Below are 14,311 nucleotides of genomic sequence, written 5' to 3' on the forward strand. Positions count from 1 at the left end.
GGAGTTTTGGAATATGATAGTTCAGCCCAAGGTAAGAGGATTTATTTGTACCACAGCGCATCCCGTCGGATGCGGCGAGAATGTGAAGGAGCAGATTGATTACGTGAAGGCGCGGCCCAAAACGCCGGGCGCCAAAAACGTGCTCGTTATCGGCAGCTCTACGGGCTACGGCCTTGCGTCGCGCATCAGTGCAGCGTTTTCGTGCGGGGCAAGCACAATCGGCGTTATGTTCGAGCGCCCGCAAAGCGGCAAACGCACCGCGACGCCCGGCTGGTATAATACGGCGGCGTTTGAGGAATACGCGCATGCGGACGGCCTGTACGCAAAGACGATTAATGGAGATGCGTTTTCTCAGGAAGTGAAGCAGCAGGTGATAGACCTGATCAAAAAAGATTTGGGGCAGGTGGATATGGTTGTATACAGCCTTGCATCCCCCCGCAGGACAATGGCGGATGGAACCACCTGTTCCTCCGTGCTCAAAACGACGGACGGCGAGTATACCAACAAGACGATAGACCTCGCGGCAAGGACTGTATCTGAGGTCACCGTTCCCCCGGCAACGCAGGAGGAAATACGCGATACGGTGAAGGTCATGGGCGGCGAGGACTGGAAAGACTGGATTACGGCGCTCAGCGGCGCTGGCGTGCTCGCAGAGCACACGGTTACGATGGCATATTCCTACCTTGGGCCGGAGCTCACGCATCCAATGTACCGCAACGGCTCTATTGGAAGGGCAAAGGAGCACCTGTTTGCGACCTCAAAAGAGATCACGCAGGAATTTCCGGGCGTGACTGCGTATATCTCGGTCAATAAGGGGCTTGTTACGCAGGCCTCCGCGGCGATTCCGATTGTGCCGCTCTATATGTCCATCCTGTATAAAGTGATGAAGGAAAAGGGCATCCATGAGGGCTGTATCGAGCAGATGTACCGCCTGTTCCATGATAAGCTGCTGGCAGATAAGCCGCAGGTGGATGAAGACGGCATGATCCGCATGGACGACTGGGAAATGCGTGAAGACGTACAGCAGGAGGTAAAGCAGGCATGGGACCGGATAAACAGCGATAACCTGCAACAGCTTGCCGATGTGGACGGCTATTGGGAGGATTTCTACCATATGTTCGGTTTTGGGATCGACGGGGTGGATTACGATGCGGATGTGGAAGTGGATAAAGCGGTGCCCAGCATTTAATTGTTTGAGGCGCGCGGGAAAAGCGGATAAATAATACATCATATTCCAGTAGAAAGCAGGGAGAAATTATGTTGGTATTGATTGACAACGCCGAGTTCAGCGAAATAGAAGCGCTTTATCACGATTATCCGTACGACGGGGTGACCACAAACCCCTCCATCCTCATGAAGGCGCACAAAAACCCGATCGAGCTTTTGAAGAAAATACGCGCTTTTTTGCCAAAGGAGTGCCAGCTGCACGCGCAGCTTGTGTCTGAGACGACAGACCAGATGATCGAGGAGGCGCATTTTATGCTGCACGAGATCAGCGACGAGCTGTTCGTAAAGGTGCCGGTGACCACGGAAGGCCTGCGCGCCATCAGCATCCTCAAAAAGGAAGGCATCAATATCACGGCGACAGCCGTCTACACCGCCATGCAGGCTTTTATGGCGGCAAAGGCGGGTGCGCGGTATACTGCGCCGTATGTCAACCGCCTCGATAATATGGGTGCGGACGGCGTACAGGTCGCAAAGGACATCCACGACATGTTCCGCGTACACAACCTGAACGCGGACGTACTCGCGGCAAGCTTTAAAAATTCGCAGCAGATACTCAACCTCTGCAAGCATGGGATTGGTGCGGTTACAGCCGCGCCGGACGTGCTGCGCGCGCTTACCTATCACGACGCGACGTTTACGGCGGAGGAGAATTTCACGCAGGACTTTTATGCGCTGGTAAACGAAGTGAAGGGTACGCACCTGAAATAAAGCCGCGCCATAAAATCACGTAAAAAGAGGAAAGTGCCTTTATCAGGCAGCTTTCCTCTTCTTTTTGTTATGCTGATGCGTTGCGGGCGCGTGCTTTTCCATCCGCGCCACACGCACGTTCTGTCAGGCCGCGGCCTCGTTGACTACAAAATCGGCTTTATCAAAGGTAACGCCGCTCTCGGCCATCGAATCCGGAAGCGTAAACTCAAAGCTGGATACGTTTCCGGGAGCAAGGGCCTCCGATTTTTCAACCAGCTCCGTATAAACCACAGTGGAACCGCTGTAAAGCTTTGCCGTAATGCTCAGGCGTTTGCAGGGCTTATCCGAATTGTTCTTCACCGCGAGCTTGTACTGCGTATCCGTCATGGACGGGGTGAATTCAAGCTGGTCGGCTATGTTGGTATATTCGTTGGCGGTCATGGAAATCACGGTTTTGGCAGATACCGCCGGCGGAAGCTCTCCACTCCCCTTGGAAATCGGGATCAGGACTTCGCCCGCCGCCTTTACCTGGTAAAAATCATAGATATGCTCCGTATCGGATACGGTCACAACCACGCTAAGCTTTGGGATTGTTACGCCGTTGTTGTTCACGGCCTGTACGACAACGTTGTTGCCGCCGATCATAATCGTTTTACAGGTTATATTATCCGCGCACTTTTGCAGCGCGTCGGCAATCTTCTGGTTATCGTAGGTCGTTGCTTCGCCGTCAGAGTTCACAGCCTCTTTGGGGACGACGCCTTCCTGCACAAGAGCCTCCACTTCGGCCTTGCTCATGCCCTCTGTGGGCTCCGGATCCGCAGCGGGCGAGGGAGTGGCCTCAGGCTGCCCTGTTTCCTCCTGCGTATCTGTTTCATTGTTATCATCCTGGGTTTCGCTCGCTGCTTCCTGCGATCCGGCTGCCACAGTGGGAGATTTGATGATCTCCAGTTTTCCGGCGTTCGGTATGCTGCAGGCTGTGAAACCGAGTGCCGCCGTACACAGCGCGACAACCAATGCAACCATTTTTTTCATAGGGACTCCTTATTTCAAACGTGTTTCACCACATTGTATCTTTTTTGTATCATTTCTTTGAATACTGCAATTATAACAGAAATATTATTTTTATGTTAGAATAGTGGTAGGATTTTACAAATTATTCACGATTAACGCGGAAAGGGAACGGTTATATATGGTTTACAAAACGGTAATATTCGATATGGACGGCACGCTGCTCAACACATTGGATGATCTGGCGGACAGCGTCAATTACATGCTGCGGGAATTTGATTACCCACTTCGGACAGTAAAAGAGGTGGGTGATTTTGTGGGAAACGGCGTGGAGCGCCTCATCCGCCTTGCGGTGCCCGCGGGCACCCCGGATGAAAAAATCCTGCGGTGCATGGATGTGTTCAAAACGCATTACGCAGCCCATATGCAGGATAAAACACGCCCCTACGACGGGATTTGCGAGCTGCTGGGCGAGCTCAAAGCCGAAGGCGTAAAAACGGCCGTTTTATCCAATAAATTTGACACGGCGGTAAAAAAGCTTGCCGGGGAATATTTTGGAGACCTCTTGCAGGATGCGGTGGGGGAAAGCGACAGGGTACGGAAAAAACCAGCGCCGGACGGAATTTTTGCCGCAATGAAAAAGCTTGGCGCATTGCCGGAGGAAACCGTTTATGTAGGGGATTCCGAGGTAGATGTGCGCGCGGCGAAAAATGCGAAGGTTGCGTGCATCGGCGTGACGTGGGGATTCCGTGATAAGAGCGTTCTTGTAGCGGAAGGCGCGGATATGATTGTCAGCCACCCACAGGAAATTATTACAATCGTACGTTCCGGCGCGAAGGAATAAAGCCCTTTCTTCCGCCGCGGGGTATTACGGAAGGTGGAAGAAATGAATAAAAAAGTCGTATTACTGGTGTGCGTGTTGCTTCTTGCGGCCTGCGCTGCGGGCTGCACTGAGGTCACGGCGCAGGAAACAGGCGGGCAGCTGCCGCAGACTGCTTCTGCATACGCAGACCGCCTGCTGGGCTATCTGACACAACAGGGCGATGCGCCGGACGCAGTCAGGATTGACGGGGAAGAAACGATCGGCGGGACAAAATACCAGCTCGCCGAAGCGATCCGTTCCGGGCAGGACGAACAGGCATGGTATGCCTTTGATATGGAAACAGGCGATATTTTCGTGCTGAATAAGAATACGGAGCAGCTGACCTTGCTGACGAGCGTCCTGCAATAACAGATAAAAAAACAGCGGAACCCTCCGCTGTTTTTGTTTAGTATGTCTTTAGCCAGTTGAGGGAGCGAAGCGAACGAAACAAAAACCGACCCGTTAAACGGGTGGAAAAAGAAAGCTTACAGCGCAAAAAACTCCTTTCGAGTAGAATGTAGATGTTCAGGCTACATGAAAACGAGAAAGGAGTTTTTCGAATGGATAAAAGTTTAGCGCATAGTAAGTGGATATGTAAGTATCATATCATATTTACACCAAAGTATCGAAGAAAAATCATCTATAACAAGGTGAGAAAAGATTTGCAGGAATGTATCAGAAAGTTATGTAAATACAAAGGAGTAGAAATTATCGAAGGAAGTTTGATGCCGGATTATGTGCATCTGTTGTTGAGTATACCACCAAAATATAGTGTAGCGAGCTTTATAGGATACCTAAAAGGAAAAAGTGCAATGATGCTGTTTGACAGGCACGCAAATCTAAAATATAAATTTGGGAACAGGCACTTTTGGTCAATAGGATATTATGCAAGCACAGTAGGGCTGAATGAAGCAACGATAGCAAAATATGTAAGGGAACAATATTTACAAGATCAGGTGATAGATAAAGTAAGCGTGCAGGAAATAGAAGACCCCTTTAGGGGTAGATAAGAACAAATGCCATGTGGCTTGAACGAAGAGAAAGCCAGCGTCTTTAGACGCTGGCTTGTATCATGCCCTTTTAGGGCTTTTCATGCCACCCGTTTTACGGGTGGTCATGACTCCTCTTTTAATGTGAATTTCCATACGCACCGCGCGGTTGGATCAGTGATATCCGGCGCACAGCTTATGGTTTCGGCCTCAAAGCGCGGATCGATTGTTTTTGCAAAATAACCATATTCCACAATCCCAACGGGCGCGCAGGGAAAGTAATCAAGGCCCTTTCGTTCGCGCGCGTCCTGCGTGCGGCATTTGCGTGCGCGGTAGGTTACCGTATTGCCTTCCACAATGACTTCAGGATCGTTGAGCGAAGCCTGGAACCGGAATTTAAACGCCTGCGCGAGGCCTTCCACACCTGCATATTCGGGCAGCCCCAAAAATTCCTTAATGCGCCGCGCCTCGATCTGGGTAAATTGCTTCCACGCGTTTGCGTCATGCTCCATCGCCTCGTCGATGCCCCTCTTTTTTTCGATGGACAGGAACCAGCAGCCGTCGTGCGCCAGCCAGTCTTTCGCATACATTTGAATCAGCTCGATCAGCTTCTCCCTTGGCAGGGATTCGATATCCGTGTATTCCATTTTTTCCATTCCCGTATCCAGACCTTCCGTTTTTTCTTGTATCATTGTAGTAAAAAGGGCAGGCTGCGTCAAGCGGCAGGTTAATTGAGCGCCTTCAAAAGAAGCTTATAGGCGTTGTCCATTGCCGCCGAGGTAGCTGCGGGCTGCTCGTGCTCCATCCGGCAGCGCGCGTGGACAAAGCTCATAAGCGCGGCTGCAAACGCGCTGTAAACGTATTCCGTATCCTCTGACGGAAGGATCAGCCCTTCGCGCACGCCAAGCCGGGCGAGCTGCATTGTCTGATCAAAGATCATGGAAAGGTACCTGCGGATAAACGACATATCGCCGCCGAAGAACTGCTGCATTTCTTTGCCGCCCACATTAAACAGCATCAAGTGAAAATCCGAATTTTCGTTCGCAATGATTTTGCGTACGCTTTCAAGGATGGAATAACACTTGGCTCGAAAACCATCAGCTTCGCTCATCCTCCTGAAAATTTCAGAAAGCTCCATCTCGATGCTGTAGATGACCGTTTTGGAAATAATTTCTTCCTTGGTCTTAAAGTAATTGTAGAGCGTACCCTTGCCAATGCCCGCCGCTTCGGCGATATCGGATGTTTTGATATCGCTGATGTTCATTCCGGAGGACAACAGCGCCATCAGGGCGCGCATAATCTTTAATTCCTTCTCCTTATATTGCGGGGATGTCATCCTCTTCACCCTCCTCTATTTCAACAGGTTTCATATCCTTTTTGTTCAGGCCGTCATACAGCACCGGAACAAAGAACAGCGTCATAAACGTCGCATAAATAAGTCCGCCGATTGTTACGACTGCCATAGGCTGAAGCATTTCCGCGCCCTGGCCCATGCCAAAAGCAAGCGGTACAAGCCCCAAAACCGTTGTGAGCGCAGTCATCAGGATCGGGCGGATACGCGCTTTACCCGCGCGCAGCAGGGCTTCATGCTTCTCCACGCCGGAGAGACGCAGCTGGTTCACGTAATCCACAAAGACAATGCCGTTGTTCACGACGATACCCGCCAGAATCAGGAAGCCGAGAAGTGCGATCATGCTGAGGTCAAAGCCGGTCATCAGCAAAGCAAGCAGGCCGCCGGTAAAGGCAAGCGGTATGGTGAACAGGATGATGAACGGCGATTTCAGGGACTGGAACTGCGCCACCATAATCAGGTAAATCAACACCACTGCCAGCAGGAACATATAGATGAGGTTGGTAAACGTATCGGTGATCGTCTGGTTTTCGCCTGCGATTTCTACGGTGTAACCCGCCGGAACGGAATATCCCTGCAGCTTGTCCGCAAATTCACGGGACAGCAGGCCAATGTTGTGGTCTGCGTCCACCTCCGCAGTAACGGACATTGTCCGCACCTGGCCGTCGTGATTGATTGCCGAGAGGCTTTGTTCCTGTGTGACCTGCGCGATATCCGACAGCGCTATCCCGGTCTCCTCGCCATCCTCCGTACCCGTCAGCTGAAAGTCCCTGAGGGAATCCAGGGTTAAGCTGTCCTGAGGGCTGTTTTTCACAATAACAGGGTAGTCCTCCGTCTCAAACGTAACGGTTGTTGCAGACTGGCCCGCGTTGAGCTCCGCCGCAAGCTGCTGGTACACCTGCGCCACTGTAAGGCCGTATTCCATGGCCTTGCTTTTATCCACAGTGACGCGTGTTTCCGTGGACGCGTCCTCAAGGCCGTTCTTGATGTTTGTAAGTCCCTGCGTTTCCTGCATCATCGCGGTCATATCAAGGGCTATGTTTTTGATCGTATCGAGGTCGTCGCCCTTGATGACGACTTCAAGCCCGGAACCTGAAAGCATGGACATATCCATCGTGGAGTCGCTTATTTCCACGCTGCAGGGCAGGTCCGCCACTGCTTCGCGCATCTTTTGCGCGGTCTGTGCGCTGCTGCTTTCCCTGTCTTCCTTTAGGAGGGCGTACATCATAATCGAAGTATTGTTCGAGCCGCTGCTGCCGGAGCTGCCGCCCATGACAGACATTGCGCCGCCTTCCATCGCGCCGATCGTTTCCACATCCGGCACCTCGGTAAGACGGGCAAGAACCACGTCGCTCATGTCCCGCGTTTCCTGTGTGGTGCTGCCAGTAGGCATTTCCATGGTAATCATGATTTCCTGGCTGTCCATTTTCGGCATGAGCGAGGTTCCCATGGTAAAGACGTTTGCTATACTGAACACAAAGAGGCCGATCACGAGGACATACACAATCCATTTGTGTTTCAAAGCGCCACCCAAAACCTTCTGGTAGCCGCCCGTAAATTTATCAAACCATTTGTGCGGTTTTTCCTTTGTATTCTTGAGCATGGTAGAGCCCATTGCAGGCACAAGGGTAAGCGCGATCACAAGGCTTGCGAGCAGCGAAAACGCGATCGTAAGGCCCATATCCGCAAACAGCTGCCGTGTGAGGCCCTCGGTAAATACAATCGGCAAAAATACGCAGATCGTGGTAAGCGTGGACGCCGCGATGGCCCCGGCCACCTGGCTCGCGCCCTTGATGGCGGCCTTTGCGGCTGAAATACCAAGGGACCGCAGGCGGTAAATGTTTTCGATGACTACAATACTGTTGTCCACCAGCATACCGACGCCGAGCGCAAGGCCCGCAAGCGAAATCACATTGAGTGTGACGCCGCAGAAGTACATCAGCGTAAGCGCCGCCAAAAGGCTGAACGGAATACTGATCGCCACAATAAGCGTTGGCTTGATGTCCTTTAAGAACAGGAAGAGAATGATGATCGCTAAAATACCGCCCAAAAGGAGGTTGTTCAGCACGGAATCGATCACGATGTTGATATATACGCCCTGGTCGGACAGGGCGGTCATATGGACGTTCGGGTTCGTCTCCTCGATCTGCTTCATAACAGCGTTTATTTTGTCTGAAACATCCGTTGTGGAGGAAGTGCTTTGCTTCTGGAAGGAGAGCAGTATCCCGTCGTTGCCGTTGATCTTTGCGTATAGGTCGCCGCGGTTATCTGTCAGGAGGGTATCCGCGACGTCAGAAAGCTTTACCTCGCCAATATCGCCCGTGGGAATATTGAATAGTACAAGGTCTTTGATCTGTTCCATGTTGGAAAACTGATCGCCAACTTTTACAAGATATTTTTCCGTGCCTTCCTGAATATATCCTGCAGGCATTGAGAAATTCTGCGCCGCAAGTATTTTGCTTACCGTATCCTGCGTGATTTTTCCATCGAGGCCCGCCTGCTCGTAGGCCGCGTCTTTTTGTTGCTCAAATTCCGCTTCCTTCTGCGATAGCTGCGCCTCGCCGCCCGCTAGCTGCCCGGCAGCTTCGGCAATTCCCGTTGTAAGCGCCATCTTACCGGATTCAAGCTGCTTTTCTCCCTGGTCAAGCTCGCTGAGCTTAGCCTCGAGCTGCGCTTTTTGCTCCGGGATCGACGCAATACCCGCTTCAAGCTGGGAGATGCCGTCCGTTATCTGTGAAAGGCCGGATTCAAGCTGCGGGATGGTTTGCTCGAGCGTTGCAAGCTGCGTGGTCAGTTCCTCCGGGACGGGCTGGCCCGCGGCAACCATACCCGCGATTGCCTGTTGCAGGCCGTCCCTTGCGGTCTTTGCATCGCTGAGGTTCGCTGTTAGCTCATCGCGCTGGGCCTTCAGGTCATTAAGCTGCGTCTCCAGTTCTTTTTGCATCTGCGGCATTGCGTCAAGCGCCGCCTGTATCTGGTCCCTGCCCGCGGAAAGCTGCATCCCCATGTCCACAAGCTTTTCAGATTGGGTTTTACTGGTTGCGTTTAGCTGTGCCTTCCCGCTTTCCAGCTGGCTCTTTGCGTCGTCCAGCTGCTCCTGCGCTTCGGCAAGCTTTTCATCCACGCTTGCGAGTACGCGGTTGTTCAATTCGTCTATTTTATCCTGATTAAGAGTCACCTGGATGGAATCCTCCACCAGCCCCATTGCGCTGACAGAAGCAACGCCGTCAATGCGTTCGAACTGCGGCAGGATATCCTCAGAAACGGTCTTGGAGGTCTCTACGATATCCTGCCCCTGCACATCTACCGCGGCGATCATGACGGGCATAATGTCCGGGTTGATTTTAATCAGGGTAGGCGTTCCAACCGCGTCGTCAAGGTTTGACTTTACCATGTCGACGCTGTTGCTGATCTCGATCATCGCGCTGTCCATATTGGTTTCCTGCGTGAATTCCAGGATTACAACGCTCGTGTTTTCGTTGGATATACTGGTCACATTTTTAATGCCGCTTGCTGTGGAAAGCGTTTGTTCAAGCGGCTTCGTAACAGTTTGCTCAATTTTTTCAGGGCTTGCGCCCGGGTAGGTTGTGAATACCGCCACATAGGGCAGGTCCATCTTTGGCAGAAGGTCTGTGGTCATGCTCGTAAAGGAAATAAATCCCAGGATACAGACCATGATTACCGCTACAAAGATCGTCATTGGCTTTTTTACGCTGAATTTTGACATGGATGCTTTTCCTCCGTCCGGTGCTCTTACAGCGTATCCACTTATAGCGTCGCATGGCTGCGCTGCCGTAAGGGTTCGCTGCATAGCAGTTTGCCAAATGCTTGCTGCGCAACCATTTGGCAAACTGCTATAATCGTTAAGTGCCATGATGTGACTGACTGGTCAGTCCGTTTCTATTATAGCAGAGTAAAAGCCGATGTAAAGGAATTTCTGTACAAAACGCTGTAAAAAGTTAGCGGAGGCTAAATAAGCATCGCTGCAAACGGTGTGCAAAAGGTTTTTCGTTTGAGGGGAGGGGGTTCCCGAAACGGTTTGGGGGCGTTTCGCGTTCATTTTTGAACCTGTAACGTTTTTTCTTCTTTTCCCGGCCGCCGTGTGTTGCTTATTGCAACCGCAATGGGGTATAATAATAACATCAAATCAAAGGAAGTTTTCATATGCCGGAAAAGGATGCAACAAACGCAGGTAAAAAAAGGCGTGGCACAGTCGTAACGGTCGTTGTAATCACGATTGCGCTCGTTTGTTTTGTTTTTGCCATGATGAATATGTTTGACGTGCGTATTGGAGACCTGCAGAATTCATCTTCTTACCGTGAGCTTGCCGCAAAAAATTTTGCGGGCGCAAAGGATTCGCCGGAAAAGCTTAGCTCCATGTTTGAGAAGCTGAGGGAAACAAATCCGGATACCGTAGGATGGATCGATATTCCCGGCACGGATATCAGTTATCCTATCGTTCAGGCGGAGGATAATGATTTTTACCGGACGCATAATTTTTTCAAAGAGGAAAATCGCGGCGGGGCGGTATTTCTGGACGCGCAGGACCATATTGGGTTCACTGACGAAAATACGGTGCTATATGGTCAGAATATGACGGATGGTTCCATGTTCGCCGCGTTGAAGAATTATCAGGACAAGAGCTTTCTCAGTGCGCACAGCACAATATCCATTTATCTGGCGGACGGCACAGCAAAAGACTACCGGGTGTTTGCCGCGTATATCGCGTCCGACGAAGGGGAGTCCTTTACGGATACGTTTTCTTCCCATGGGGAGTTTGAGCAATATGTAACCGCTATGAAGGCGCTGTCTGAAAGCGAAAGCGATGTGGATGTGCTTGGCGGGAAAAGCATTTTGACGCTTTCCACCTGTGAGAAGGGCGAGGATACCGCAAAATATATCGTGCAGGCGGTTCTGCATGCGTAATGAGCTTACTATAGCGCTGATCTAAGGCTGCCGAAATCCGGCGGCTTTTTTTGCACAGTGGGCTTACAAATGTTGTGTTTTGCGGCGGCAAATATAAAAGGAATGCCCTTACAGCGATATAGCTGAATGCAGGTTATGCAAAAATTGCGGGAAACCGCTTGCATATGCAATTTATGTCAAAAGCTTTAGTCAACCTTTTGACAAATTGCCATAGAATTTGGGAGCAAAGCAAATGACGAACGGACAGATCAAAAAAGAGCTTCTTTGCATGGCGGAGGAAGAATATCAAAAATTTGCGTCCTCGCTGATCCCGGGCGTCCGGGGCGTGCTTGGGGTTCGGCTGCCCGCGCTGCGAAAGCTTGCAAAGCAAATCGCAAAAGAGGACTGGCGTACATATCTGGAAAACGCTGCGGATGATTCCTTTGAGGAAATCATGCTGCAGGGGTTTGTGATCGGCAGCGCTCCAATGGAGTTTTCCAGGAGGTTAAAATATATCGCGGCTTTTCTACCAAAAATCGACAACTGGTCGGTGTGCGACAGCTTTTGCACCAGTCTGAAAGCCACGAAGGAGCACATGGAGGAAATGTGGGAGTTTATTTTGCCCCGCATGTCCTGCGGACGGGAATATGAGATCAGGTTTGCCGTCGTGATGATGCTTAATTACTATATCAGCGAGGATTACCTGAACGAGGCGCTTTCCCTTCTTGTGAGTGTGAGCCACGATGGCTATTATGTAAAAATGGGGGTTGCATGGGCGCTTTCCATGTATTACGTGCGCTTTCCGCAGCAGGTGCTGCCTGTGCTCACGCAAGGCCTGCTCGATGATTTCACGCACAATAAAACCATACAGAAAATCATTGAATCGCGTATCCCGTCCAGAGAGACAAAGGATATGCTGCGTGGTATGAAGCGAAAATAGAGTGGAAATCCGGCGCGAATATTGGTATAATGGGAACGGTCATAAAACTGGGAATATTTGCGGAGGACGCATTTTGAAATATGACGTAACAGTCAGCATTGTAAATTACAATGATTATGACAGGGCCAGAAAAGCGATTGCTTCTATTCTGGAATATACGCACGGCGTTCGTGTCAAAATATATCTTGTGGATAACGCGTCCAAGGATGGAAGCGCGGTAAGGCTTGCCGATGAATTTCCGACGATTGGCGTGATATTCAGCGACAAAAACCTTGGGTTTGGCGCGGGCCATAACCTTGTGCTGCCGCTTATAGACTCTGATTTCCATGCGATTGTCAATCCTGACATTATCCTTGATGGAGACATATTGACGGAGCTTGCTGATTTTTTGCGTAAAAACCCGGATATTGGAATGTGCACGCCCCAGATCCACTACATGGACGGGCAGCCCCAGCATTTGCCCAAACGCAACCCGAAACTGAAATACCTGATCGCAAACCGTGCGCCACTCAAGCGCTTCGAGCAGCACCGGCAGCATTACAAAATGCTGGACGAAGACCTCTCGGGCGTGACGGACGTTGAATTTGCGTCCGGGTGTTTTTTATTTGTACGCACGCCGCTTCTAAAGCTGGTGGGCGGATTTGACGAACGGTATTTTATGTATCTGGAGGACGCGGATCTTACGCGCACCCTGCGCAAAAATACCCGTGTGGTTTATTACCCGTACGCTTATGTATATCACGATTACGCGCGGGCGAGCGCGCACAGCCTGAAATATTTTATGATACATGTTTTATCCATGTTTAAATATTTCTGGAAATGGCATGGGTATGACGAAACGAAACAGGAAGCTGAAATAGAAGTGAAATAACGATTTTGAAGAAGAGGTATGTAACATGAAAGGAATTATACTTGCAGGAGGCAGCGGAACGCGCCTTTACCCGCTTACGATCATGACCAGCAAACAGCTTTTGCCGGTGTATGATAAGCCGATGATCTATTATCCGCTTTCCACGCTGATGCTTGCGGGCATTCAGGATATTTTGATCATCTCTACGCCGGTTGACCTGCCAAGGTTCCAGAACCTGCTGGGGGACGGATCGCAGTTTGGCATTTCGCTTTCCTACAAGGAGCAGCCTTCGCCGGACGGCCTTGCGCAGGCGTTTATACTCGGCGAGGAATTTATTGGCGGGGATTCGTGCGCGATGATCCTTGGGGACAACATCTTTTACGGGAACGGCCTGACGCAGCTGATGACCGAGGCTGTGAACAACGAAAACCGCGCGACGGTGTTCGGTTATTATGTGGATGATCCGGAGCGTTTTGGCATCGTGGAATTCGACGAGCACGGAAAGGCGCTTTCCGTAGAGGAGAAGCCGGAAGTCCCAAAATCCAACTATGCGATCACCGGGCTGTATTTTTATGACAACCGCGTGGTGGAATACGCCAAAAACCTGAAGCCAAGCGCGCGCGGGGAGCTTGAAATTACAGACCTTAACCGCGTGTACCTCGAGCAGGGCGACCTTGACGTGCAGCTGATGGGCAGGGGCTACGCATGGCTTGACACGGGTACGTTCGACTCGCTGATCGAAGCGGCGGAATTTGTACGGATGCTGCAAAAGCGGCAGGGCATCGTGATGTCTGCGCCGGAGGAAATTGCCTTCCACCGGGGCTGGATTGACCGCGATACGCTGCGCGCAAGCGCTGCGAAATATGGAAAATCATCATACGGACAGCATCTGAACGCTGTTTCGGAAGGGAAGGTGCTTGACATATGAAAGCAATAGAAACCGGTATTGAAGGCCTCGTTGTGATAGAGCCGGACTGCCACGGAGACCACCGCGGGTGGTTTATGGAAACCTACAGCAAGCCCAAATTTGAGGAGCTTGGCATTACCTGCGAATTTGTACAGGACAACCAGTCCTTCTCCGCGCAGAAGGGAACGCTCCGCGGCCTGCATTTCCAGATCGAGCCGATGGCGCAGTCCAAGCTTTTACGCTGCACGCGCGGGAAAATCCTCGACGTTGCGGTTGACCTGAGGAAGAACTCGCCAACGTACAAAAAATGGTACAGCATCGAGCTTTCCGCAGAAAATAAGCTGCAGTTTTTCATGCCGGCGGGCATGGCGCACGGGTTTGTGACGCTTACGGACGACGTGGAGGTGCAGTACAAGGTAGATAAGGTATACGCGCCCGAGTGCGACCGGTCGGTACGCTTTGACGATCCGGAGATCGGCGTTGACTGGGGAATCGCGGAGCCGATCTTATCGGAAAAGGATCTGAAGGCCCCGCTTTTGAAGGACAGCGACGCAAATTTTTAAGACGCGCCGAAAAGACGGCGAT

14 protein-coding genes are annotated in these 14,311 nt (G+C 51.2%); 10 read left to right on the plus strand and 4 right to left on the minus strand.

Annotation, left to right across the window (positions count from 1 at the left end):
- Positions 1-13 precede the first annotated feature (13 nt).
- Complete coding sequence (fabV, locus tag ACS5WU_RS11190) at positions 14-1,189, plus strand: enoyl-ACP reductase FabV (RefSeq protein WP_046442153.1); 1,176 nt, start codon at positions 14-16, stop codon at positions 1,187-1,189.
- A 68-nt stretch (positions 1,190-1,257) separates the two neighbouring features.
- Entirely contained in the window at positions 1,258-1,935 is a 678-nt protein-coding gene (locus ACS5WU_RS11195) for a transaldolase family protein (RefSeq protein ID WP_059109109.1), read from the plus strand.
- A gap of 123 nt (positions 1,936-2,058) precedes the next feature.
- Here ACS5WU_RS11195 and ACS5WU_RS11200 read toward each other — a convergent pair whose 3' ends face one another.
- Positions 2,059-2,946, minus strand: a complete 888-nt coding sequence (locus tag ACS5WU_RS11200; protein ID WP_059109110.1) for a hypothetical protein — start codon at positions 2,944-2,946, stop codon at positions 2,059-2,061.
- Positions 2,947-3,103: 157 nt separating this feature from the next.
- Between ACS5WU_RS11200 and ACS5WU_RS11205 the strand changes: the two genes are divergently transcribed.
- The 3 genes from ACS5WU_RS11205 (at position 3,104) to tnpA (ending at position 4,794) form a co-directional block, all read left to right on the plus strand.
- Positions 3,104-3,766, plus strand: a complete 663-nt coding sequence (locus ACS5WU_RS11205; protein ID WP_046442361.1) for an HAD family hydrolase — start codon at positions 3,104-3,106, stop codon at positions 3,764-3,766.
- Positions 3,767-3,808: 42 nt separating this feature from the next.
- Positions 3,809-4,153: a hypothetical protein gene (locus ACS5WU_RS11210; protein ID WP_046442359.1), complete on the plus strand. Its 345-nt coding sequence runs from the start codon at positions 3,809-3,811 to the stop codon at positions 4,151-4,153.
- Between the two features lie 191 nt (positions 4,154-4,344).
- Positions 4,345-4,794 carry an IS200/IS605 family transposase gene (tnpA, locus tag ACS5WU_RS11215; protein WP_302760259.1) on the plus strand — a complete coding sequence of 150 codons (450 nt, stop codon included), beginning with the start codon at positions 4,345-4,347 and terminating at the stop codon, positions 4,792-4,794.
- Positions 4,795-4,898: 104 nt separating this feature from the next.
- Here tnpA and ACS5WU_RS11220 read toward each other — a convergent pair whose 3' ends face one another.
- The 3 genes from ACS5WU_RS11220 to ACS5WU_RS11230 are packed head-to-tail and all read right to left on the minus strand — an operon-like array spanning position 4,899 to position 9,935.
- On the minus strand, positions 4,899-5,465 hold the full coding sequence (locus ACS5WU_RS11220; RefSeq protein WP_465089162.1) for a DUF6125 family protein: 567 nt from the start codon (positions 5,463-5,465) through the stop codon (positions 4,899-4,901).
- A gap of 35 nt (positions 5,466-5,500) precedes the next feature.
- Positions 5,501-6,109, minus strand: coding sequence for a TetR/AcrR family transcriptional regulator (locus tag ACS5WU_RS11225; protein ID WP_302760260.1), 609 nt, complete (start codon positions 6,107-6,109; stop codon positions 5,501-5,503).
- Complete coding sequence (locus ACS5WU_RS11230) at positions 6,090-9,935, minus strand: efflux RND transporter permease subunit (RefSeq protein WP_465089163.1); 3,846 nt, start codon at positions 9,933-9,935, stop codon at positions 6,090-6,092. The genes ACS5WU_RS11225 and ACS5WU_RS11230 overlap by 20 nt, the downstream gene beginning before the upstream one ends.
- Positions 9,936-10,288: 353 nt before the next feature.
- On the opposite strand from ACS5WU_RS11230, the gene srtB reads away from it, so the two are divergent.
- The 5 genes from srtB to rfbC all read left to right on the plus strand — a co-directional run bounded on the left by srtB (position 10,289) and on the right by rfbC (position 14,289).
- Positions 10,289-11,050, plus strand: a complete 762-nt coding sequence (gene srtB / locus ACS5WU_RS11235; protein WP_302760262.1) for a class B sortase — start codon at positions 10,289-10,291, stop codon at positions 11,048-11,050.
- 232 nt (positions 11,051-11,282) lie between these two features.
- Positions 11,283-11,969, plus strand: a complete 687-nt coding sequence (locus ACS5WU_RS11240) for a DNA alkylation repair protein (protein ID WP_046443522.1) — start codon at positions 11,283-11,285, stop codon at positions 11,967-11,969.
- Positions 11,970-12,042: 73 nt separating this feature from the next.
- Positions 12,043-12,840 carry a glycosyltransferase family 2 protein gene (locus ACS5WU_RS11245; RefSeq protein ID WP_046443523.1) on the plus strand — a complete coding sequence of 266 codons (798 nt, stop codon included), beginning with the start codon at positions 12,043-12,045 and terminating at the stop codon, positions 12,838-12,840.
- 25 nt (positions 12,841-12,865) lie between these two features.
- Positions 12,866-13,747, plus strand: a complete 882-nt coding sequence (rfbA, locus tag ACS5WU_RS11250; protein WP_059109098.1) for a glucose-1-phosphate thymidylyltransferase RfbA — start codon at positions 12,866-12,868, stop codon at positions 13,745-13,747.
- Entirely contained in the window at positions 13,744-14,289 is a 546-nt protein-coding gene (gene rfbC / locus ACS5WU_RS11255) for a dTDP-4-dehydrorhamnose 3,5-epimerase (RefSeq protein ID WP_059109099.1), read from the plus strand. The genes rfbA and rfbC overlap by 4 nt, the downstream gene beginning before the upstream one ends.
- Positions 14,290-14,311: the final 22 nt, after the last annotated feature.

This window comes from Christensenella sp. KGMB01412 (assembly GCF_055522415.1).